The sequence below is a fragment of the Lysinibacillus sp. FSL K6-0102 genome (genome assembly GCF_038003545.1).
In the GTDB taxonomy this organism is placed as follows: Bacteria; Bacillota; Bacilli; order Bacillales_A; family Planococcaceae; genus Lysinibacillus; species Lysinibacillus capsici.
This window is the reverse complement of sequence record NZ_JBBOPH010000001.1, coordinates 238,735-262,748: the sequence shown is the minus strand read 5'-3', so window position 1 is coordinate 262,748 and position 24,014 is coordinate 238,735. Positions and strand designations below refer to the sequence as shown.

The following is a 24,014-nucleotide window of genomic DNA, read 5'->3' as shown; positions in this document are numbered from 1 at the left end:
AACCTTCAAAACTGAACGCAAAACGTAATCTTACAAACCCAAGGTTTGTATTCCGAAATAATCCTTAGAAAGGAGGTGATCCAGCCGCACCTTCCGATACGGCTACCTTGTTACGACTTCACCCCAATCATCTATCCCACCTTCGGCGGCTGGCTCCAAAAGGTTACCTCACCGACTTCGGGTGTTACAAACTCTCGTGGTGTGACGGGCGGTGTGTACAAGGCCCGGGAACGTATTCACCGCGGCATGCTGATCCGCGATTACTAGCGATTCCGGCTTCATGTAGGCGAGTTGCAGCCTACAATCCGAACTGAGAACGACTTTATCGGATTAGCTCCCTCTCGCGAGTTGGCAACCGTTTGTATCGTCCATTGTAGCACGTGTGTAGCCCAGGTCATAAGGGGCATGATGATTTGACGTCATCCCCACCTTCCTCCGGTTTGTCACCGGCAGTCACCTTAGAGTGCCCAACTAAATGATGGCAACTAAGATCAAGGGTTGCGCTCGTTGCGGGACTTAACCCAACATCTCACGACACGAGCTGACGACAACCATGCACCACCTGTCACCGTTGCCCCCGAAGGGGAAACTATATCTCTACAGTGGTCAACGGGATGTCAAGACCTGGTAAGGTTCTTCGCGTTGCTTCGAATTAAACCACATGCTCCACCGCTTGTGCGGGCCCCCGTCAATTCCTTTGAGTTTCAGTCTTGCGACCGTACTCCCCAGGCGGAGTGCTTAATGCGTTAGCTGCAGCACTAAGGGGCGGAAACCCCCTAACACTTAGCACTCATCGTTTACGGCGTGGACTACCAGGGTATCTAATCCTGTTTGCTCCCCACGCTTTCGCGCCTCAGCGTCAGTTACAGACCAGAAAGTCGCCTTCGCCACTGGTGTTCCTCCAAATCTCTACGCATTTCACCGCTACACTTGGAATTCCACTTTCCTCTTCTGCACTCAAGTCCCCCAGTTTCCAATGACCCTCCACGGTTGAGCCGTGGGCTTTCACATCAGACTTAAAGGACCGCCTGCGCGCGCTTTACGCCCAATAATTCCGGACAACGCTTGCCACCTACGTATTACCGCGGCTGCTGGCACGTAGTTAGCCGTGGCTTTCTAATAAGGTACCGTCAAGGTACAGCCAGTTACTACTGTACTTGTTCTTCCCTTACAACAGAGTTTTACGATCCGAAAACCTTCTTCACTCACGCGGCGTTGCTCCATCAGGCTTTCGCCCATTGTGGAAGATTCCCTACTGCTGCCTCCCGTAGGAGTCTGGGCCGTGTCTCAGTCCCAGTGTGGCCGATCACCCTCTCAGGTCGGCTACGCATCGTCGCCTTGGTGAGCCGTTACCTCACCAACTAGCTAATGCGCCGCGGGCCCATCCTATAGCGACAGCCGAAACCGTCTTTCAGTCTTTCACCATGAAGCAAAAGAGATTATTCGGTATTAGCCCCGGTTTCCCGGAGTTATCCCAAACTATAGGGTAGGTTGCCCACGTGTTACTCACCCGTCCGCCGCTAACGTCAAAGGAGCAAGCTCCTTTTCTGTTCGCTCGACTTGCATGTATTAGGCACGCCGCCAGCGTTCGTCCTGAGCCAGGATCAAACTCTCCATAAAAGAAATTTGATTAGCTCAAATTTTGCTGGCATCATGTTTGATGTCCAAAATTTTTGTTTTGTTCACTAGCAAAACTAGCTACTTAAATCTTTATTGATTACGTTTTGCTTGTTCAGTTTTCAAGGTTCATGTTTTGCTTTATTTTAGCGTGTCACCCTGGCGACTTGTATAATACTACACCCTTATTTTTAAAAGGTCAACACTTTTTAATAAAAAACTTTATTATTTTTATTACCAAAGTAAAACTTCCTATATTAGTAACTATAAAATCTATTCACAAGCTAGTTCAATATTAGACCATGAACTAGAAAATAATTTTATCATAATTTCCTACAAAAAAATAATAGATCTTTAAAAAAACAAAAAACTCGGTAAAGAAACCGAGTTTTTAAAATGGGAAAAAGAACGGGATGGCTATCATCATCACAATAAACATAACAAGCTGTAACGGAACCCCTATTCTTACGAAATCCATAAATTTATAGCCCCCCGCCGTCATTACCAGTGCATTCGTAGGGGAAGCAATTGGCGTAGCAAATGCCATACTTGCTGCAACTGCGACTGCAATCATAAATGTTGTGGGACTAACCTCCATTGCAATGGCTGCACTCATGGCAATGGGTGCAAACAATACAGCAGTTGCCGTATTGCTAATAAATTGACCGAAAATAGCTGTCAAAATATAAACTCCTATGAGTACACCGTATGGTCCGAAACCACCTAAAGCATTAATAATACCATCAGATAAAATGGTCATGCCCCCTGTTTTTTCTAACGCTGTCGCCATTGGTAACATCGCAGCCACTAACACAATACTTTCAAAATTCATATTGCTATAGGCATCTTCCATGTTTCTCAAGCAGCCTGTTAAAATCATAAGTACAGCGCCAATCATCACAGAAATGACAGCAGGGAAAACTTCAAATGCCATCAAAATAATCATGAATAACATAATAATCCCCGCAATTCCAGCTTTGCCTGTAGCTGCTGCCACACTTGCGTGTTCTTTCGGCTGTCCTACAACCACGACATCTTGCGTTTCTCTTGCTAACAAAAGAATTTCATCCCATGCTCCCTGTACTAATATTGCGTCTCCAAATTTTAATTTGTGAGACACCATATCCTGAAGCTTGTAACCACCCTTACGATTAATACCAATGATATTTAGATTGTATTTTTCCCGGAACCCAAGGGAACTAACCGTTTCATTGATAAAGCTCGAATTTGGGGTAAGCAATACCTCTGCAATACCCAGATGCTTCGATACCAATTCATCGGCTTCTCCTTCAACTAATCCTTGCATCTCAAGATGATAATCCTCAACAAAACGCCGAATATCCTCTATTTCTCCTTGAACATATAACTCATCCTTGGCATGAATGACACTAGTTGGTCCTGCCATTTCTTGATAAGTCATCGGTAGTAAATTAATGCCCTCCTGTGATTTCCGATGAATTTTCATCATACAAAGCATATACTTAGCTGGTAGTTTTAATTCCGCTAACGATGTTTCAATAATAGGTGACTCCTCAGGAACGGAGATTTTAAATAGACGATTATTTAAATCATATTGTTTAATAATTTTTTTCGGCGAAAGTTTATAGCCTTCATTGGTCTGTGTACGGTTTTGATCCTTTGGTAATAAAATATTTCTTACAAGTACTAAATAGGAAATGCCAGCAATCATCCCCACGATACCAATAGGAGTTACTTCAAAAAAGCCAAGTTTGTTATAGCCTCGATCAACCAATAACTGACTGACAATTAAATTGGTTGGGGACGCAATCAGTGTCATCAGACCAGAAAGACTTGCTACATAGGAGAGTGGTAGTAGAAATTTAGAAGGGCTGACTTTCATGCTTATTGCTATACTTACAACGATTGGCATCATTAAGGCGACAGTACCCGTATTACTCATAAATGCACCAACCGATCCTACAATAATAAGCAGTAGCACAAATAACTTCAGCTCACTATTGCCTGACCATTTTAGTAATAGTTGCCCCGCCATGCCTGCCAGGCCCGTACGTAAAATCCCTGCACCCACGACAAATAACCCTGCAATCATTAAAACTACAGAGTTTGAAAAACCAGCTAATGCCTCCGCGGGCGTCAAAATATCCATAATGACAAATGCTAATAGTGACACAATTGCTACAAGATCTGCTCGTATTTTATTGGTCACAAATGCGAAAATTGTTGCTCCTAAAATAAGAAATGTTAATGTAAGCTGCACATTCATGAATTCCTTTCTAACATTAATCATTATTAAAAATTGACAGCAAAAAATTGTACTTCATTACTATTTTTATTATAGCTTACCCTGAGCTCTATATGATAAAATTCACCATCTTTTCAAAATTAAAATAAGTGTGGTAGTCATCCACACTTATAATGATAGCTTCACTATTTTATTTTTGGTAAAGATGATGTTCTTTAATATAGTTGTAACAAGCAGTAGGCAAGAGGTATCTCGGTTCTCCTCCCATTGCGAATTCTTCTCGAATATAGGTAGAGCTAATTTCCATCGCTAGCCCTTTATCTATAAGATGAAATCTTCCATCATCATTATTTCTTAAAATCGGAGAACGACTAATGGTTGATAGCATATCAATGCCATGTCGTGCCATTACAATAAATTTATTCTCCGCTACTAATGCGTCGCCCTTTTTCCATAAACCTGCACCAATATCCACTAGTAAATCAGCACCCATAATAAAATGCACCTCATCCTCTGGGTTCTTCTCTCTAAAGTATTTCATAGTGTCATATGTGTAGATATTCCAGCCTTCTTGATCCATCTCATAGGAATCTGCGATAAAACGATCATCCTTAGCAATAGCTAACTGAAGCATATTCCAACGATGTGTATCAGCTGTTTTGATGGTTTTATCTTTGCGTTTATTTGAACAAGGCAAAAAAATAACCTTATCTAACTTACACCGATGTGCTACAGTGCTTGCTGTCCAAAGATGGACATTGGTAATGGGATCAAATGATGAACCATAAATACCTATTCTCGCCATCGTATCTACCTCCTAGCAGTTACTTTTAAATACGTTGTGAAACCTTTTCTTTTATTGCCTGTATGCTTGCCATTTTATTGTCCCAACATACTTGACTTAAATCGACTGGATATTCTTCAGGATTCATTGTTCGTTTATACTCACACCACAATAAATGTAAGTTTTCCTGTACATATTTTTGTATTTCTTGAATAGTTGGCTCCTCATAAACAATATTTCCATTTTCTATAATACTTTCATGTAACTCTTTCGCCGTAAAATTTGTAACAAATTTACTAATATACGTATGAATAGGGTGGAACATTTTCAATCTTTCTTCTTGCTGTATGTTTTCATTATCTAACGCAATATAATCTCCTTCAGCATGACCATTCTCCGCATTAATAATACGGTAAACACGTTTACGTCCAGGTGTAGTCACTTTCTCAGGATTTGCTGAAATTTTAATGGTATCAACTAGTTCTCCACTTTCGTCTTCTATCGAAACTAATTTGTATACTCCACCAAGAGCTGCTTGATCATAGGCTGTAATCAGCTTAGTTCCGATTCCCCAAGCATCAATTTGCGCCCCTTGTGACTTTAAATGCATAATTGTATATTCATCCAAATCATTCGAAGCCATAATTTTAGTTGCTGTAAATCCTGCATCATCTAGCATTTTCCTTGCCTGTTTTGAGAGATAGGCTAAATCTCCACTGTCTAAACGGATACCAATAAAATTAATTTGATTCCCTAGCTCCTTCGCTACGCGGATAGCATTAGGAACACCAGAACGTAGTGTGTCATAAGTATCTACTAGGAAAACACAGTCTTTATGTGCAGCTGCATACTTTTTAAACGCAGTATATTCATCTCGATAGGTTTGAATCATCGCATGGGCATGTGTTCCTGACACAGGAATACCGAATAATTTTCCTGCTCTTACATTGCTTGTTGCAGAGAATCCGCCTATATAAGCAGCACGAGTTCCCCAAATAGCAGCATCAAATTCGTGTGCGCGGCGGGTTCCAAATTCCATTACAACATCCTCACCCGTAACTTGTTTGATACGTGAAGCTTTTGTTGCAATCAGGGTTTGGTAATTAACGATATTTAACAACGGCGTTTCAATTAATTGAGCCTCTGCTAATGGTGCTTCAATTCGCAGGATAGGCTCGTTTGCAAAGACCAATTCTCCCTCTCTCATCCCCTTAATTGTCCCTGTAAATTTAAGTTCTTTTAGGTATTCAAGAAATTCCTCGGGATACTTCCCCTCTTCTCGTAAATATTGAATATCGCTTTGAGAGAAACCAAAGTTATTAATAAACTCAATCACTTTTTTCAATCCAGCGAAAACTCCATAGCCATTGCCAAATGGAAGCTTTCTAAAATATAGTTCGAAAACAGCTTTACGTTGATGAACACCATCTTGCCAATAAGTTTGAACCATATTAATTTGGTATAGGTCCGTGTGTAACATGAAACTATCATCTACATATTTCATATTTTCCCCTCCATTCATGTCAAATAATAGTCGCACCTAGAGTATGCTCGAAATGATTTAACGCCCACTCATGTCCAGCTTGATTAAAAGAGGCGACAGCATTTTTATGAATGACGATATCGAACCCTTTATTATAAGCATCTACTGCTGTATGAAGAACACAAATATCTGTACAAACGCCGATTAAATGCAGCTCAGCAATTCCTCTTTCACGCAATTTCAATTCTAAATCTGTTCCTGCAAAAGCAGAATAACGCGTTTTATCAATGTAATAGACGAAATCTTGGTCTTTATTTTCTTCATATAATGAGTTTAATGCACCATATAACTCTCTACCTTCTGTATGACGAATATTATGAGGTGGGAATAGCTTTGTTTCTGGATGATAAACATCTCCCTTTTCATGAACATCTATCGCAAATACTGTAAAATCCCCCCTCTTAATAAACTCCTTTGTTAAATCAACATTTGCACGTTCGAGCAATTGCCCAGGCTCTCCGCAAGTAAGAGCCCCATCCGTCGCTACGAAATCCACTGTATAATCAATATTAATTAATGCACGCTTTTTCATCATTTCATCACTCCAGTTTTTAATTAGTAATACTTAAATTACAAATTACTTTCTTTGAAATAATCAGGAAAGACGGATCTTTCCTAATGATAGATAGACTCTACCATTTCGAAATCATTAAATGTATAGAGCTGGGAAGGCCGGAACGAATTTCTTTTTGTTTTCTTTGGTTTTCCTTCTTCATCCAATGCTTTTTCGATAAATGGTAATTTAGGTGCTTTTGTAAAGAATACGGAATCGTTAGAGATTCGTGGATCTTCTCCAACTGTTAGAAGTACTCGTTGCAATTCTGATAATGTAAACTCTTGTGGTAAAAAGTTTTTAGCAACAGTTGTCTGAATCATATCCCTTTTAATAAAATGCAACGCATCGGAAATGATTTTTCGGTGATCGAAAGCTAATGGAAGCGTAAATACACTTTCTATATCAAACAGTTCTACATCGTCTGCATCATCATTCGCTTGACGTTGTTCAATATATGTCTCAGGAACAATGGCATAAAATGCATTTGAAATCATCCAACCACGTGGATCTCGATCGATCTCATCATAAACACCAAAATGTTGAACATGTAAACCTTCTACATTTGTTTCTTCTTTTAATTCTCTCTTTGCTGCGATAAAGGCAGTTTCTTTTTGATTTGCATCTACAAAGCCCCCAGGAAGTGCCCATTTTCCTCCTTCAATATTGGGATTTCCTTCAGCATCCCTAGTAGCACGCTTAATTAACATAATCTTTAGCGTCATGTTTGGCGGTGCTTTTTCCTCTGTTTTCTCTGAGGTAATTGTAAAAATAGCAATATCTGCGGTATATCCATCAGGTGTTTGATATTTTGAAGAATCATAATGTGCAAGCACTTCTTCTTCGGTACGAAATTTTGTCATTGTTTAACCCCTTCTATAATTACAAGGTTCAAGTAATTTGTAATTCTATAATTACTATTTATTAGAATTATAATCTTTCATCAAAGCATTTGCAACTAATTTATAAAAAAAGCATAAATAAAGCTACTCCGCCTTATTTATGCCCATTATTATTATTGATCTTTCAGCAGAATTCCGTTTTGTACAACAACTTGCCCATTTTTGATTACTGTATGTGTATGATTCATGCCGTAGAAATATTGCAGTTGCTTGTAATTAGCAACATCAAGGATAAGTACGTCAGCTTTTTTATGTGCTTCAAGGGAACCAATTTGCTCGCCTCGATTTAGGGCATATGCTGCATTAATTGTTGTTGCCGTTAATACTTCCTCCAATGTCATACCCATATGCATGCAAGCTAAATTCATAATGAAGGGTAGGCTCATTGTTGGGGATGACCCAGGGTTAAAGTCTGTGGATATCGCCACAGGTACTCCCTCGTCAATCATTAGACGCCCTCTTGCAAAAGGTGCACGTAAAAAGAATGCAGTACCTGGCAGCAATACAGCAATTGTACCCGCTTCAGCCATTTTTCGAATTCCCTTATCAGAAGCAACTAACAAATGCTCCGCAGAAATGGCCTCTACTTCCGCAGCCAGCTCGGCGCCTTGATAAGGTTCGATTTCATCCGCATGTATTTTTGGCGTTAAGCCTAGTGCTTTTCCAGCCTCTAAAATGCGTCGGGATTGTTCGGGTGTAAAGACGCCTTTTTCACAAAATACATCATTAAATTCAGCCAACTCTAGTTCTGCTACTTTTGGCAGCATCTCATTGACCACCACATCCACAAATTCATCCTCACGCCCCTTATAATCACGAGGAACTGCATGGGCTCCCATAAACGTGCTAATGACATCAATATGATGTGCAGCTTGTAATTCTTTTGCGACCTCTAGCTGTTTCTTTTCCGTTTCCCAGTCCAAGCCATACCCTGATTTTGCTTCAACTGTTGTTACACCATGCTTTAAAAATACATCTAAATGCTGCATCGTTTTTTCATATAATTCATCAAAGCTTGTTTCTCGTGTACGCTTTGTTGTAGCATGAATGCCACCGCCTGCATTCATGATTTCCATATAGGTAGAACCATTTAATCTCATATTAAACTCTTGCTCGCGTGTTCCACCATGCACCAAATGTGTATGACAATCCACTAAGCCAGGCATAACAATCTTACCAGTAGCATCAATCGTTTCTGCCTTCTTTATTAATTCTGGGAAGTCAGCTTCTAGTTGCTCATACGCTCCTACTGCTACAATACGCTCTTCTTCAATTAGAACACTGCCATATTCTATTACTGCAATTTCCTGCATTTGTTCTTTTGTACGTGGTCCTTGTACATTACTTTTCAAGGTAATTACTTCATTTGCATTTTTTATTAGAATGGTCACTTCACATCACCCTTTAACATTGGTATATGGACACCTTTGTTTTTTGCTGTATTGATAGCAATATCGTAGCCTGCATCAGCATGACGAGCAACGCCCATTCCAGGGTCTGAAACTAATACACGTGCAATTTTTTCAGCGGCAAGCTCTGATCCATCTGCTACTAAGACTTGACCTGCATGCTGTGAATAACCCATTCCTACACCACCACCATGGTGTACGCTTACCCAGCTTGCACCACTCGCAGTATTAACAAGAGCATTTAAAATTGGCCAATCCGATACCGCATCCGAACCATCTAGCATTCCTTCTGTTTCACGATTTGGTGATGCTACAGAACCTGAATCTAAGTGATCGCGACCAAAGACAATTGGTGCTGATAATTCACCATTTGCAACCATTTCATTGACCTTTAATGCAAAACGATGACGATCACCATAACCCAACCAGCAAATGCGTGCAGGTAGCCCTTGCCATTTCACCATTTTTTGTGCCATATCAATCCAATTGACTAGACCCTCATCTTCAGCAAACATCTCTTTTGCCAGTGCATCTGTTTTATATATATCCTCAGGGTTTCCTGAAAGCGCCGCCCAACGGAATGGGCCCTTTCCTTCACAGAATAACGGACGAATATACGCTGGTACAAAGCCTGGGAAATCAAAGGCATTTGTCACACCCATTTCTTTGGCATAGGCACGAATGTTATTCCCATAATCAAATACTTCTGCGCCTGCCTCTTGGAACTCTAGCATTGTACGAACATGCTCTGCCATTGTTTCTTTTGCTTTACGCTCATATGTTTTTACATCCTCTTTGCGAAGTTTTAGCGCTTCTTCAAAGGTCATGCCATTAGGTACATAACCATTAATCGGATCATGCGCAGATGTTTGGTCTGTCACAAAATCTGGAATAATTCCACGATTCAACAACTCACGATTAACATCAGCACAGTTACCAACAAGGCCAATGGATGCTGGCTCATTTTGGTCACGTAATTTATTAACTAATGCAATTGCTTCATCTACAGTTTCTACAATATAATCACAGTAACCTTCTTTGATTTTACGTTCAATGCGAGCACGTTCAACTTCAACAACTAAGATTACAGCACCAGCCATTTTCCCTGCTAATGGCTGTGCACCACTCATACCGCCCATACCACCTGTAAGGATGAATTTACCACGTAAATCAGCAGTGCCAAATACCTTTTTGCCTGCTTCTACAAAGGACAGATAAGTTCCTTGTAAAATTCCTTGAGCACCAATATAAATCCAACTCCCAGCAGTCATTTGACCATACATCATTAAATCTCTTTCTTCTAATTCATAAAAGTGATCCCAATTTGCCCATGCTGGTACAAGGTTTGAATTGGCAATCAACACTCGAGGGGAATGCTCATGTGTACGGAATACAGCTACTGGCTTTCCAGATTGGATTAATAGAGTCTCATCATTCTCTAATTCTTTCAAAGATGCAATGATTTGTTCATAGCTTTCCCAGTTACGAGCAGCCTTACCAATACCCCCATAAACAATCAGTTCATCTGGATTCTCTGCTACCTCTGGGTCAAGATTGTTCATTAACATACGCATTGCTGCTTCCTGTGTCCATCCCTTACATGTTAGTTCATTTCCACGTGGTGCACGAATATCTGTCTTAAATACCATTAAAAACACGCTCCTTTTCCTATTAAAAAAATGTGAATGTTGCTGTCTAAAGCTATTAATAACTGAATATTCAGACTTAAATACATATAAATATTTTCAAAGCAGAGGCTACTCGGTGTATAAACCGAGCGACGCCTTTGCTCTTTCATATCAAAACTTAAACCAATTTACACATACTCATTTACTAAATCATTACTTGATAGTAAATATTTCGCCAATGCTTCAATTTCATCGCCAATTGGTTGATCGGCTAGTAATGGTGGACAAAATTCACGCACTTTCTTTAAGAATTTACTTGTAGTAGGAGATAATTGCTCTTCTGCCTTGTCTAAATGAATAGCCTGAGATGCACAAATCAATTCGATAGCTATAACGCGAGCAGCGTTGTGAACAATCTGACGTACTTGACGTGCCGAAGTTGTTCCCATACTTACATGATCCTCTTGGTTACCTGATGTAGGAATAGAATCCACACTCGAAGGATGTGCTAAAACTTTATTTTCTGAGACAATAGAGGCTGCTGTATATTGAGCAATCATAAGCCCACATTCAATCCCAGGGTTTGTTGCTAGAAACGGTGGTAGCCCTTCATTAAGTTGAGGGTTTACCATACGTTCTGTACGTCGTTCTGAAATATTGGCCCACTCACATACACCTATTTTCAAAAAGTCCATTGCCAAAGCTATTGGCTGTCCATGGAAATGCCCACCCGATAAAACCTCCCCGCTTTCTAAAACGATTGGATTATCAGTTGTTGCATTCATTTCTGTTTGAACACGGTCCTGTGCGTAGAAAAATGACTGCCAAGAAGCACCATGTACTTGCGGTATACAACGTAGTGAATAAGCATCCTGCATGCGAATTTCACCCTGCTTTGTCACACGTTTACTGCCATCGAGCCACTTACGAATACGCCCGCCTACTAGTTCTAACTCTGGATGTGGTCTTACCGCTAAAAGTGCTGGATCAAATGCCGAGGTAATGCCCTTTAAAGCTTCCAGTGTTAAGCTAGCAGCCATATCCGCTGCAAGACCGATTCGTTCAGCTTCATTGACCGTTAATACACCTATACCCGTCATAGCTTGTGTACCGTTAACTAATGCTAGCCCCTCTTTAGCTTGAAGTCTAACAGGGGTTAATCCTGCTTGCTTTAGCGCGTCACTACCACTCATGATTTCTCCGTTAAACTCAGCCTTTCCTTCTCCCACTAACACTAATGCCAAATGTGATAAAGGCGCTAAATCACCACTTGCTCCTACTGAACCTTGTGACGGAACAATTGGATGAACACCTTTATTAATAAGATTCAACAATAGTTGGACAGTTTCCTCACGAATGCCAGAAAATCCTCTGGCCAAAGCATTGGCACGTAACACCATCATTGCACGTACAACATCTGTTGGGAATGGTTCACCAACACCGGTTGCATCTGATCGTAATAAATTTAGCTGCAATAGCTCAATGTCTTCTTCTTCAATTTTTATATTGCTGAGTTTACCAAACCCTGTATTCACACCATAAATTGTTTGGCCTTCAGCTAAACGCTTTTCGATACGCTCTCTACTTAAACGAATACGTTCCAAACTCTCTGTAGCAAGCGCAACTGTTGCTTGCCCCTTCACGATTTCCTCTATTTGTTGTCTTGATAATGTATTGCCATCAAGCTCGATGATTGACTTCACATGACATCCCCCTATTCCCTATATGGCTATGTAAATAAATTATCTTCATTCATATTTTCGTAATATGAAAACATCAGTCTCAAACTTTTTAAGCGTTTTCATAACAAAAGTTGGCTTCTGCTGATGATCAATTACTCTATTTACATTGTACTAACTACCTTTTTCAGAATATAGAGAATTTTAATAGAGAAAACAAGACTTTTTTCAGATTACTATGTTATTTTTATTAATATAACCGTACTTTTATATGAAACTAGAATATTTTAAGAAGGGCTGATGGTATGAAGCTGTTATTAATTGATCGCGATCCAACCGACCTAGCAGGAATAAAGTGGTTTTTACATACATATTTCCCTGGAGATGTTTTTATTGAAATGTGTACAAGTATTTCAGAGGTGTCTCATAGCATTAAACAATTTGAACCTGATGCCATACTGTTAAATATCGATATATTCCCTAATAATCGCTTAGCAGTTCTTTATCGCGATATACAAAAGCTTTCTGGTGCCATTTTAGCAATGACAACTGAGCCATTATTTAAAAATGCTTTGAAGGCAATTGATTTACAAGTTGCTCATCTTTTTGTGAAGCCTATTGATTTAGAGTTACTAAAGAAAAAACTCACAACCATTTCTCTTCGCACACCACAGATTACAGAAGATGCTCAAGAGACTACAAACGATTCCTTTTATAATCAATTATTTTTAGATAATAAATCAAGTTCAATTGAGACAACATTACATTTCACAATGATTGAACCCGAGCATACTGAAACCTTCAATAAGCTTTACAATTGGCTTCAACAAACACCGATTCACTTTCATATGAAAACCTACCCTCTATCTAATAGAATCGTATGTCTTTTTCAAACAAATGATATAAGGATTGTGGAAAAAGATGTACGTACACTTATGAAGGAATGGCGTTTGATTAGTAATAGTTCTTTAAATATCGGCATATATGATGGAACACCTACAACCATTAAAACTATGTATACATTAACAAAGCGTGCACTACATCAAAGTTTTTATGAGGGCTTTGGCCATATTTTTTATGCGAGCAAACAATATGAAACTCAGCCCTTTGATCCCTTACTGACACCAGAAGAGCAACAATTACTAATAAGTAGTTTGGAAGATGGAAACCTAGAGGCCGTTAAAACATTTTTATATCGGCTTTCTAATGAAGGCATATATTATGAGCAAGACGATTTACGCATTCATTTGACGAGTGTCTTAGCACAAATTAGACGCTTTATGCTGAAATATAAATTACATGAAAAAGCGGTTATCGAACAACACTACCGTCAGCTATTTCATTTAATCATTGAGCATCCTATATTTTATACGATACTCAATGGGATTATTTCTTTCACGCAGACATTAATTGAGTTAGCAAGGGAAGCTCGAATAGAGAAACGAGCTGATTATGTTGAACTAGCTATAGAAATAATTGATCAACAATTTAAAGATAGCGCACTGTCTCTTCCCTTTGTCGCTCATAAGCTTGGAATAAGCCCCAATTATTTAAGTACAATTTTCTCAAGAAAACAAGGCTTGCCATTTAAGCGCTATTTACAGCAAGTAAGAATTCATCATGCCACAAAAATGCTGCGAGAAACAGATTTTGCTATTAGCGAAATCGCTCATTTAAACGGTTTTGATGACCCAAATTATTTCATAAAATTATTTAAGCAACAAATTGGTATTACGCCTAACCGATATAGAAAAAATTAAAAGATTAATTTTCAATTAGTTGATTTTATTTTCAATAAAGATTTTATCATGATGTCATTATCTTGATCTTAATATGACAATTATCTATAAAATTGAGATTAAATAAAATAAATTTAAGTTAAAAACTATGTATAAACCCTATGTCTAGCGCATATATTTATAGTTTATACTTAAATATAAAAATTCTTTAACGATAATTATTATAATGTACTAGCAATTCTATTTTATATTTGTTATAGTTATAGACGAAGAGTTTGACTCACATTTTTTTCAGGAGGTAAACTAATATGACAAACGCAAATGATCGTAGCCGTCGCTTTACAACAGCAGGTGGTGCTCCAGTAGTAAGTAACCATGACTCTATGTCAGCAGGTCCACGTGGCCCTCTTTTACTTCAGGATGTATGGTTAGTTGAAAAACTAGCAAATTTCAACCGTGAAGTGATTCCAGAACGTCGTATGCACGCAAAGGGCTCAGGTGCATTTGGTACTTTTACTGTAACGCATGATATTTCACAATATACTAAAGCGAAAATCTTCTCAGAGATCGGCAAGAAAACTGAAATGTTCGCACGTTTCTCTACAGTAGCGGGTGAGCGTGGTGCAGCAGATGCAGAGCGAGATATTCGTGGCTTCGCCCTTAAATTCTATACAGAAGATGGAAACTGGGATTTAGTAGGGAACAATACACCTGTATTCTTCTTCCGTGACCCGTTACACTTTACAGATTTAAACCATGTGGTAAAACGGGACCCACGTACAAATATGAAAAATGCCAACTCTAACTGGGATTTCTGGACTTCATTACCTGAAGCACTTCACCAAGTGACAATTGTTATGTCTGACCGTGGTATTCCAGCTGGTTACCGTAATATGCACGGATTTGGTTCTCATACGTATAGCTTTATCAATGCTAATAATGAACGTGTTTGGGTTAAATTCCACTTCCGTACAGAGCAAGGCATTAAGAACTTAACTGGTGCCGAGGCTAATGAGATTATTGGTCAAGACCGCGAATCTTCACAACGTGATTTATATGAAGCAATTGAAAAAGGCGATTTCCCTAAATGGAAAATGTACATTCAGGTAATGACAGAGGAACAAGCTCGTGAGCTACCATACAACCCATTTGATTTAACAAAGGTATGGTATAAAAAAGACTTCCCATTAATTCCTGTAGGTGAATTCGAGTTAAACAAAAATCCAGACAACTACTTTGCAGAAGTTGAACAAGCTGCATTCGCACCATCTAACATTGTTCCTGGCATCAGCTTCTCACCAGATAAAATGTTACAAGGTCGTATCTTTGCATATGCGGATGCCCAACGCTATCGTCTTGGTGTAAACCACTATATGCTTCCTGTCAACGCACCAAAATGTCCATTCCGTACTTTCCACCGAGATGGAGCAATGCGCTTTGATGGCAATCTTGGTTCGACATTAAGCTATGAACCAAATAGCTATGGTGAGTGGGAGCATAATTTAGACCATAAAGAGCCTGAATTACGTATTGATGGTCATGCAGGTATTCATGATTTCCGTGAAGACGATAATAATTACTTTGAACAACCAGGTAAACTATTCCGTCTATTGACTTCGGAAGAGCAGCAACGCTTATTTGAAAATACCGCGAACGATATGGCTTCTGTTGAAGAATTCATCAAACGCCGTCACATCCTTCACTGCTATCTAGCTGACCCAGCATATGGTGAAGGTGTCGCTAAAGCGATGGGTCTTTCCTTAGAAGGTATGGACCTTACAAATCCATATGTAAAACAACCAACAAACGTTTAATATTCCACTTTATTATTGATATCCAAATCCAACTTTCACTCCATGTGAATCCACTATTCACATGGAGTTTTTTGATTAAGAAAAGGCCTATGTCTATTTTTTTGACATAAGCCTTTTCTTTCATTATTGGTAAATTTGACTGCCTGCTTTTTTAAACTCCTCAGCCTTTTCTTTCATACCTTGATGGATCGCTTCAGTCGTATTCAAATCCTTATCTTTCGCATAATTACGAATATCCTGTGAAATTCTCATGCTACAGAATTTAGGCCCACACATAGAACAAAAGTGTGCTGTTTTTGCTCCCTCTGCTGGCAGTGTCTCATCATGATATTCCACTGCACGCTCGGGATCTAGTGACAGATTGAATTGATCACGCCAACGGAACTCAAAGCGCGCTTTAGACAGTGCATCGTCTCGTTGTTGTGCACCTGGATGACCTTTTGCTAAATCAGCAGCATGTGCAGCAATTTTATAAGTGATAACGCCCACACGAACGTCCTCGCGATTCGGTAAACCAAGATGCTCTTTCGGTGTCACATAACAAAGCATCGCTGTACCAAACCAGCCAATCATGGCTGCCCCAATGGCTGATGTAATGTGGTCATAACCTGGAGCAATATCTGTTGTGAGTGGTCCTAATGTATAGAAGGGCGCTTCCTTACAAACCTCTAATTGCTTGTCCATGTTTTCTTTAATCAGATGCATTGGTACATGACCTGGTCCCTCAACCATTACCTGAACATCATGCTGCCAAGCAATCTGTGTTAGCTCGCCTAGTGTTTCAAGCTCTGCAAATTGTGCCTCATCATTGGCATCTGCAATTGAGCCTGGGCGTAAACCATCACCTAAGGAAAAAGCAACATCATAGGCTTTCATAATTTCACAGATTTCCTCAAAGTGTGTATACAGGAAATTCTCTTGATGATGATATAAACACCACTGTGCCATGATAGAGCCACCTCGAGATACAATACCTGTCACACGATTTGCTGTTAGTGGTACATAGCGTAAAAGGACACCTGCATGAATGGTGAAGTAATCCACACCCTGCTCAGCTTGTTCTATGAGAGTATCACGATAAACCTCCCACGTTAAATCCTCTGCTACACCATTTACCTTTTCTAAAGCCTGATAAATTGGCACTGTTCCCACTGGCACTGCAGCATTTCGAATAATCCATTCTCTAGTTGTATGAATATGTTTACCAGTCGATAAATCCATAATATTATCTGCGCCCCATCGAGTTGCCCAGGTCATTTTCTCAACTTCTTCTGCAATGGAAGAAGATACAGCAGAATTCCCGATATTCGCATTGATCTTTACATGAAAATTACGCCCAATAATCATTGGCTCTGCCTCAGGGTGATTAATATTAGAAGGCATTATAGCACGCCCAGCTGCAATTTCTGAACGTACAAATTCAGGATCCATATTTTCACGAATCGCTACAAACTCCATTTCAGGCGTTATAATTCCCTTTCGTGCATAGTGAAGCTGTGTCACATTTTTACCTTTTTTAGCACGCAAAGGCTTTCTCGCCAACTCCGGGAAGACATTTTCTTGAATACGCGGGTCATCAACATGACGAAAGCCATTATCCTCCGGTTTAATGGAGCGTCCCTCATATGCTTCTACATCCCCTCGCTCTTGAATCCATGCATTTCGTAAGGCAGGTAAACCTTTCGTAATATCTACTTGGTAGGCTGGATCTGTATAGGGCCCACTTGTATCATATACTCGAATAGGAGCATTTTCTTCATTTCCAAAACTGCCTGTTGTCGGACTTAATGCAATTTCTCGCATAGGTACTAGAATATCTGGGCGTGATCCTTCCACATATACTTTTTTGCTTCCTTCAAAGCTGGACATAATGGTAATATTCTTTTCACTAATTGCTGACATGAGCTACTTCTCTCCCTTAAATTTATTTTGATATAAGGACCGATTCTAGCTCACCCCAACAATCCAAAAAATAAAGGCCGAATCCAAAATAATTATTTGGATCCGGCCACGAATGTAAAGGTCTATTGATTGCATACTCTGCAATAGCTTCTTAACTTTCCCACGCTGGTATGAGCCAGATCAGGTCCAAAGGGTCAAGAAACTTCGTAGCGTTTCCCTCTCAGCCTGACTCATCAGACTCCCCTAGTTAATACTATTTAGTTTGATGCTAGTGTAGCAGATAATACTAAGAGATGGAAGTTATTTTTTATCTTGCTAGGTAAATAATACTTCTGCAAAATAGATCACAATGGTTACAGTTATACAGCTTACAATGGTTGAAAATAAAACAGCTTGCGCGGCTGTTGCTGATTCTACATCATATTCCAATGCTAGACTAGAACTATTGCGGGATGTTGGAAAGGCACTAGCTATAAACAGTGATTGTGCGACGACTCCATCTAATCCCAATATATAAATAATGGCCAATGCAACAGATGGTCCAATAATTAGTCGCGTAAAACAGCTGATAAAGACGGTTTTATTAAACATTGATTTCATCTCTAGTTGTGATAATTGCGCACCTAAAGTAATTAGAGCCACAGCAATAAATCCATCTGCCACATGTTCTACTGGTATTTTGATAAACTGTGGAATACCGATATCAAAATAATTCATAGCGACACCTATAATCAGCGCATGAATAATAGGCATTTTAAAGAAATCCTTGATGATTGTCATACCTGACTTTGTAGAAGAAATTAAATTGTATAAACCATATGTATACGTAGTCATATTTTGAAAGATTACGAGCATGACCTGAATGGCTACTCCAATAGGTTGCGTGGCAAATATCATTTGAGCCACTGGAATACCGTAATTACCCGAGTTAATGAGCACAACACTATTTTTAAAGACAGCTGCCTCTGTTCTAGCTAAACCTAACCCTTTTGCCATAAAGTGACTGAGTATCATTTGACTACCGATAAAGAGTACAATAAATAATCCGACCTCTCCCAGTACAGTTAATTCCACATGTGTTTCATATAAATTTACAAAAACAGCTGCTGGCATAAAGCAATATGTAATAAGCTGAGACAATGCTTTTAAATTAAAGCGAAATTTCTTTTGTAGTATAGCGCCTATTACAAGTAACACTAAAATAGGTACAACAATTTGAAAGAAAATCATTCCGAGATACATCATATCAATGTCCCCCTTCCAGTGTTAATAGTAGTGTTGAATTCCTTCTAGGTCAATTTCTCCGGCTTTCACCATAAAGAAGACTGCCTCTATATTGAAGGCAGCCTTTCTTTTTAAGCAAGCTTAAATCGGTTTACAACTTCTTGTAGCTCGTTTGAAATATCGTTCATATTTTGAATAGACTCTGCTACCTTTTGTAATTCTACTTGTTGATCCATTGCAGAAGCACTTACTTGTTCCGCAGAGGCTGCTGTTTGCTCTGAAATAGCCGAAATACTTTGGATAGCCATGATTGCCTGATTTTTATGCTCTAACATGCTAGATAGTTTATTCATTAATTCACTAATAGAATTTGCAATTGAACCCGACAAGTCACTGCTATCTTTAAATGCTAGTTGCGTGCTTTGTACGGACTCATTTTGAGATTGCATTAAATCTGCATTAGATGCAATCACAGCAACCGTCTGCTGAGAATTTTCAAGAATACTTTCTACTGTACTCTTAATAATTTCTGTTTCATTCTTAGATTGTTCTGCTAGCTTTCTAACTTCCTCTGCAACTACAGCAAATCCTTTACCATGTTCACCAGCACGTGCAGCCTCAATACTTGCATTTAAAGCTAGCAGATTAGTCTGCTCGGTAATGCTTTGAATCGAAGCAATAATCTGATTAATATTGGCAATATTAGAAGCTAATGATTCCATTTGCTGCTGGATACGCCCATTCATTTCATTTGTCTCCATATTACGTTCTCTTAAACTTTCAACCTCATGCAATCCTTTTTCCGTTGTTACACCTGTTTTATGAGATAGCTCATCCATTTCGTTAGAAAGAGCCGTAATAGCATCAATCTGATCTGATAAATCCATCATTCGATAATTTGTTTCTTCTGTATCCTCTGATTGCTTCGAAGCTCCTTGTGCAATCTCGTTGATAGCTACGGAAACCTCCTGACTAGAAGCAACTACCTCATTAAATGCCTCATTTACCTGATTAGAAGATTGGTTCAATAACCTCGTGGAATTTAGTACAGTTTGAATCGCACTATTGGTTTTATCTAACATATTATTATAGGCCACAGCAACTGCACCAATTTCATCAGGCTTAATATATCGCTCTTCTACCTTTTGTGTTAAATCCCCTTCGGCTGCAGTTTCAATCGATGCACGTAAAAATTTAAGTGGTTTTAATTGTTTATAGATGAATAACACACTTGCAGCTGTCATCAAAACCACCATAATAATGGAAGCAATAATCGTAAATACAAATACATGATTATATGTTTCTAGAATCTTTGATTCAGCTAACACGACTTGAACAGTCCATGTTTCGTCAATACCCTCTAAAATCATTGGAGCAAAAACATTATAGGCCTTTTCCTTCAGTTGATTAGAGTCAACGTACATACTTGTTAGTTCACCATTTTCCATTGTCTTACTAATACTTGTCCAAGTAGGATCCTCTTGCATATTGCGCCCAACTAGCTCATCACCAAAACTGTTAGCTGTTAGCACACCTTTATTCGTAATAATTGCCGCATAACCGCCTTCTGGGGCATTCGATTTTGTTAAATCATTTAAAAAATCTATTGATACATCGGCAGTCAATACACCGAAAAATGTCCCGGAAGCATTGATTAATGGCACTGAAATGGTTGTCATTAATACGGATTGGCCGTTTACATTATAATCATAGGGCTCTGTCAAAACTGCACGTCTCTCTTCTTTTGGTACCCAATACCATTCAGAAATACTCTTATCATCAATACCTTCGATTAGAGCAGTCGAGATATCATTTCCGTTCTTACTTAAATAAGGGATAAAACGTTTTTTAGTATCTACTAAAGCAGCTTCAGTTGGTTCTAAAATAATAGAATCTTGCTCAAAGATTGCTCCTACTCCAAGAATGTCATTATTGCTAGCTAAATTGTTTTCCATTACGTCTATGACACCCTTGGTAGACAACGTATTATTCTTCTCCATGCTTTCTATGATACGCTTTGTTGTTTGTAATGTCGTATTGGCTTTCTTAAATCTTTCACTCATAATAGCTGCAGAAGATTCAGCCGATTGTAATGTTCCATGCTCTGCGTCTTCAACACTTTGCTTTTTTATAATAATCCCCGTTATGACAGTATAGGATAAAAATAAAATAAGAAATAATCCTATTATAAGGGAAGAAAGTTTTAAGGCAATTCCTCTTAATTTTTTCATAACTAACACCCCCACTTTTATACTAATAATAATGGATGGATGATTGTATCACAATAAAATATTTAGCGAATAAAGTAGAAAATTTACAGAATTATAGAGAAAAATACCGATACTTCACCAAACATTTATTTTTCAATATAAAGGACTAATGACTTATTTGAATGGAGATTCATAGTAAAACATCCTCTTCTAATTCTAAATTATAGAAAAATATGATATATTAACTATTAAATAGAATGATTGGAGTGACTTAAATTGAAAAATAAAGCGCTATCAACATTAATGGTCACGGCTATTACAGCGACACTAGTATTACCAATGTCTACGGCAAGTGCCACAACATCTCAAATACAATCAAATTTATATGAGACACAGGTGGCAGCAGCCAAAAAGGTAATAGGTGAATCCGTAACGATCAAAAATATAACAAAAGATACTGTGATAACATCTAACGGTACATTTAGAATTCAATCTGCATTAAAGCCCCTATTCAATACATCAAATAAAACAGCATTATCCAATGCCCGAGCAACTATTGTCGTGAGAAACGGACAAATTACCGACGTTACAGCATTAATATTAAACAAAGCAGGTACCAGCAAAAAATCTGTTTATTTTGATGGAGGTAACGCACAAATCTCTGGAGACCTCACTGTTAACGCGGACTATGTAAAAGTTCAAAACGTTAGTGTGGATGGTCAGCTTATCATTACAAACAGAGTAAAAAAAGCTGTTACACTTGATGATGTAGTAGTAAGTGAAACAATTACACTAAAACCAATTGTAACGAAAAAGGTAAGTTGGCTATACGTTACTTTAATCGATATGAAATCATCAAACATCAATTTAGCCCGTACTAAAGTCAACGTATCGTCTGATCAACTTCTTTCCAAAGTAGAGGTAGTAGGCAAAGTAGAATCCTTTGGAGCAATGGCTAATATTGAAAAACTTACAATTGATGTAACAAAAGATTTCAACCTTTATGGAGAAGGTAAAATTGAGCAAATCGTTGTAAAAGGTGGAGCTAAAGTAGCTTTAGATTCAGGGCATCTAGTAAATAATGTACAGGTGAACGATAGCCGTATCTCAGTAACGCTCCCTGTCATTGATAAAAAAGAACTTAATGCACTAATTGCATCCCCGCCATATGTACAAGTATCTGTAAACGGCTATGATATATTAAATACGGATAAATGGACAACACATACAGACCGTGCAGTATTTGATTCTGCTGTAGTGACTGCAAGAGCTGTAGCGAACAATAATAGCGCCTCTCAAGAACAAGTGAAGAACGCCATCATTCAATATAAAAATGCACTGGTAGTCTACCAGGCTGCACAAAAGAATGGCACAAAGTATGGCTACGGTGATAAGGCATCACTACAGTCTTTAATTAATTCTATTCAATATGTTACAGTGTCTTGGGATGGATCGAATATTCCATATAATTCTCAATGGACTACTCAATCAGAGAAAAACGCAATTGATTCTGCTGTTTCATCTGCTCAAGCAGTCGTAAATAATTATTATGCAACTCAAGCAGATATTGCAAACGCTATCAATAATTTAAATAATGCTATTTGGACTTATAAGAATGCCCATAAACCTGGAAATAGTGGACAATATGTTGATAAAACTTATCTACAATCACTTGTAAATCATGCAAAAGATATGTACGTGATGGTTTCAGAAAATGGGATAGGTATACCTTCAACTACTAATTGGACAACATACAATGAGTGGTATATTTTTAACTCAGCCGTTTCACACGCTGAATCACTTTTAGTTAATAGCAATTCGACTCAATCGGATGTGTCATATGCGGTAGATCAATTAAATAGTGCGATTTCTACCTACACGGGACAGTATAAGCCAGGTAAAAATTAGGCTGTTTGAAGTTAAAAACAGGACTCTGAAAGCTACAGAGTCCTGTTTAAAAAACTATCTAGTTAAAAGCATCTACTTGTATTATAGCATTTGCCTGCTTCCACCTACGATACCAAACCTCAACCTCCTCACTTGGTTCCACTGCCAAGTGCTCTTGAAGCATCTTTTTTAACAGCCAGTATTGCTCCTCAACGGCAGCTGAATTACTCAATAGCTCATAAAGCTTCATTAAAGTAAAATAGTTATCTTCTGCATCAGCGTATAGTTCTTGCACTTTTTCCTGCCAATCACTATATACAAGGTGGCTTTAATAGAGAAATAATTTTAGGAGATTTACTGAAAATGGAACGCACCACAAACTTTTCTAAAGGAACTCAATTAGCAGTATGCTTAGTTTTTCTATTTTTATTCCTACCTGAATTGATGAAGGAAAATATGCGAATTCAAACCATTGATCTGTGCTACCTATTATTATTTATTTTAGCTGCTCCGATCCGTTTTTTCTTTAATACACTGAATTCTATTATTTCCTAACATGGTGTTGATAATGAGAGAAGATGGAGGAATTGTTACTCGCCTTTAGTGATTATCTATAAATGAGCTTTGATTTTAGAATGTCGATTTAACTGTACCGATTGACTACGAATTAAAACTTGACGCGCCTATAGAACAAATACGCTTTGGTGACAGAGTACAAATCATATAGGACGTACCCCCAAAAATAAAGCTATTTGTTCCTCCATTGTCGATACAAACTCTTGTGAAAAATGCTATTCAGCATAGCATTTTACTATTACAAGAAGGAGGCTCATTCCAATAAGCTGATTTTTGAATTAGGATAATATTCATTTTTAGTAACCAAAAAAGACTAGGCTTAC

15 protein-coding genes, 1 rRNA gene and 1 riboswitch are annotated in these 24,014 nt (G+C 38.5%); of the genes, 3 read left to right on the top strand and 13 right to left on the bottom strand.

Annotated elements, in window-relative coordinates; translation table 11 throughout:
- Positions 1-68: 68 nt before the first annotated feature.
- The 9 genes from NYE73_RS01235 to hutH form a co-directional block, all read right to left on the bottom strand.
- Positions 69-1,620 (bottom strand): 16S ribosomal RNA (locus NYE73_RS01235).
- A gap of 388 nt (positions 1,621-2,008) precedes the next feature.
- A complete protein-coding gene (locus tag NYE73_RS01230) occupies positions 2,009-3,862 on the bottom strand; it encodes an SLC13 family permease (protein ID WP_048390703.1) in 1,854 nt (617 codons plus the stop codon).
- Positions 3,863-4,031: 169 nt separating this feature from the next.
- The gene (gene nadD, locus NYE73_RS01225) at positions 4,032-4,646 is read right to left on the bottom strand and encodes a nicotinate-nucleotide adenylyltransferase (RefSeq protein ID WP_048390705.1); all 615 of its coding nucleotides are present in this window, start codon (positions 4,644-4,646) and stop codon (positions 4,032-4,034) included.
- A 25-nt stretch (positions 4,647-4,671) separates the two neighbouring features.
- Positions 4,672-6,129: a nicotinate phosphoribosyltransferase gene (locus NYE73_RS01220; protein ID WP_259951288.1), complete on the bottom strand. Its 1,458-nt coding sequence runs from the start codon at positions 6,127-6,129 to the stop codon at positions 4,672-4,674.
- A gap of 19 nt (positions 6,130-6,148) precedes the next feature.
- Positions 6,149-6,703: a cysteine hydrolase family protein gene (locus NYE73_RS01215; protein WP_259951289.1), complete on the bottom strand. Its 555-nt coding sequence runs from the start codon at positions 6,701-6,703 to the stop codon at positions 6,149-6,151.
- 80 nt (positions 6,704-6,783) lie between these two features.
- Positions 6,784-7,584, bottom strand: a complete 801-nt coding sequence (locus NYE73_RS01210; RefSeq protein ID WP_048390712.1) for an NUDIX domain-containing protein — start codon at positions 7,582-7,584, stop codon at positions 6,784-6,786.
- 152 nt (positions 7,585-7,736) lie between these two features.
- On the bottom strand, positions 7,737-9,014 hold the full coding sequence (hutI, locus tag NYE73_RS01205; RefSeq protein ID WP_054548937.1) for an imidazolonepropionase: 1,278 nt from the start codon (positions 9,012-9,014) through the stop codon (positions 7,737-7,739).
- Entirely contained in the window at positions 9,011-10,681 is a 1,671-nt protein-coding gene (hutU, locus tag NYE73_RS01200; protein ID WP_004233805.1) for a urocanate hydratase, read from the bottom strand. Before hutU ends, hutI begins: the two co-directional genes overlap by 4 nt.
- 167 nt (positions 10,682-10,848) lie before the next feature.
- Positions 10,849-12,363, bottom strand: coding sequence for a histidine ammonia-lyase (gene hutH / locus NYE73_RS01195; protein WP_048390715.1), 1,515 nt, complete (start codon positions 12,361-12,363; stop codon positions 10,849-10,851).
- A gap of 281 nt (positions 12,364-12,644) precedes the next feature.
- On the opposite strand from hutH, the gene NYE73_RS01190 reads away from it, so the two are divergent.
- Together NYE73_RS01190 and NYE73_RS01185 are read left to right on the top strand one after the other, a co-directional pair.
- Complete coding sequence (locus NYE73_RS01190; protein ID WP_259951290.1) at positions 12,645-14,099, top strand: response regulator transcription factor; 1,455 nt, start codon at positions 12,645-12,647, stop codon at positions 14,097-14,099.
- Positions 14,100-14,386: 287 nt separating this feature from the next.
- A complete protein-coding gene (locus tag NYE73_RS01185; RefSeq protein ID WP_048390717.1) occupies positions 14,387-15,892 on the top strand; it encodes a catalase in 1,506 nt (501 codons plus the stop codon).
- A 123-nt stretch (positions 15,893-16,015) separates the two neighbouring features.
- Here the strand turns inward: NYE73_RS01185 and thiC are convergent, their stop codons facing one another.
- The 3 genes from thiC to NYE73_RS01170 form a co-directional block, all read right to left on the bottom strand.
- Positions 16,016-17,794, bottom strand: a complete 1,779-nt coding sequence (thiC, locus tag NYE73_RS01180) for a phosphomethylpyrimidine synthase ThiC (protein WP_048390718.1) — start codon at positions 17,792-17,794, stop codon at positions 16,016-16,018.
- Positions 17,795-17,934: 140 nt separating this feature from the next.
- Positions 17,935-18,049, bottom strand: a riboswitch (TPP riboswitch).
- Positions 18,050-18,109: 60 nt separating this feature from the next.
- Entirely contained in the window at positions 18,110-19,039 is a 930-nt protein-coding gene (locus NYE73_RS01175) for an AEC family transporter (RefSeq protein ID WP_048390721.1), read from the bottom strand.
- A gap of 110 nt (positions 19,040-19,149) precedes the next feature.
- Positions 19,150-21,249 (bottom strand): methyl-accepting chemotaxis protein, encoded by a 2,100-nt coding sequence (locus NYE73_RS01170; protein WP_259951291.1) that lies wholly within the window; start codon positions 21,247-21,249, stop codon positions 19,150-19,152.
- A gap of 255 nt (positions 21,250-21,504) precedes the next feature.
- Between NYE73_RS01170 and NYE73_RS01165 the strand changes: the two genes are divergently transcribed.
- Positions 21,505-23,136, top strand: coding sequence for an S-layer protein (locus NYE73_RS01165; protein ID WP_259951292.1), 1,632 nt, complete (start codon positions 21,505-21,507; stop codon positions 23,134-23,136).
- A 58-nt stretch (positions 23,137-23,194) separates the two neighbouring features.
- Here NYE73_RS01165 and NYE73_RS01160 read toward each other — a convergent pair whose 3' ends face one another.
- The gene (locus NYE73_RS01160; RefSeq protein ID WP_259951293.1) at positions 23,195-23,410 is read right to left on the bottom strand and encodes a hypothetical protein; all 216 of its coding nucleotides are present in this window, start codon (positions 23,408-23,410) and stop codon (positions 23,195-23,197) included.
- Positions 23,411-24,014 lie beyond the last annotated feature (604 nt).

Bases quoted from the DNA above. Each gene is read 5' to 3' on its own strand.
- NYE73_RS01230 (WP_048390703.1), bottom strand. From the start codon at position 3,862: ATGAATGTGCAGCTTACATTAACATTTCTTATTTTAGGAGCAACAATT.
- nadD (WP_048390705.1), bottom strand. From the start codon at position 4,646: ATGGCGAGAATAGGTATTTATGGTTCATCATTTGATCCCATTACCAAT.
- NYE73_RS01220 (WP_259951288.1), bottom strand. From the start codon at position 6,129: ATGAAATATGTAGATGATAGTTTCATGTTACACACGGACCTATACCAA.
- NYE73_RS01215 (WP_259951289.1), bottom strand. From the start codon at position 6,703: ATGATGAAAAAGCGTGCATTAATTAATATTGATTATACAGTGGATTTC.
- NYE73_RS01210 (WP_048390712.1), bottom strand. From the start codon at position 7,584: ATGACAAAATTTCGTACCGAAGAAGAAGTGCTTGCACATTATGATTCT.
- hutU (WP_004233805.1), bottom strand. From the start codon at position 10,681: ATGGTATTTAAGACAGATATTCGTGCACCACGTGGAAATGAACTAACA.
- NYE73_RS01190 (WP_259951290.1), top strand. From the start codon at position 12,645: ATGAAGCTGTTATTAATTGATCGCGATCCAACCGACCTAGCAGGAATA.
- NYE73_RS01185 (WP_048390717.1), top strand. From the start codon at position 14,387: ATGACAAACGCAAATGATCGTAGCCGTCGCTTTACAACAGCAGGTGGT.
- thiC (WP_048390718.1), bottom strand. From the start codon at position 17,794: ATGTCAGCAATTAGTGAAAAGAATATTACCATTATGTCCAGCTTTGAA.
- NYE73_RS01175 (WP_048390721.1), bottom strand. From the start codon at position 19,039: ATGATGTATCTCGGAATGATTTTCTTTCAAATTGTTGTACCTATTTTA.
- NYE73_RS01170 (WP_259951291.1), bottom strand. From the start codon at position 21,249: ATGAAAAAATTAAGAGGAATTGCCTTAAAACTTTCTTCCCTTATAATA.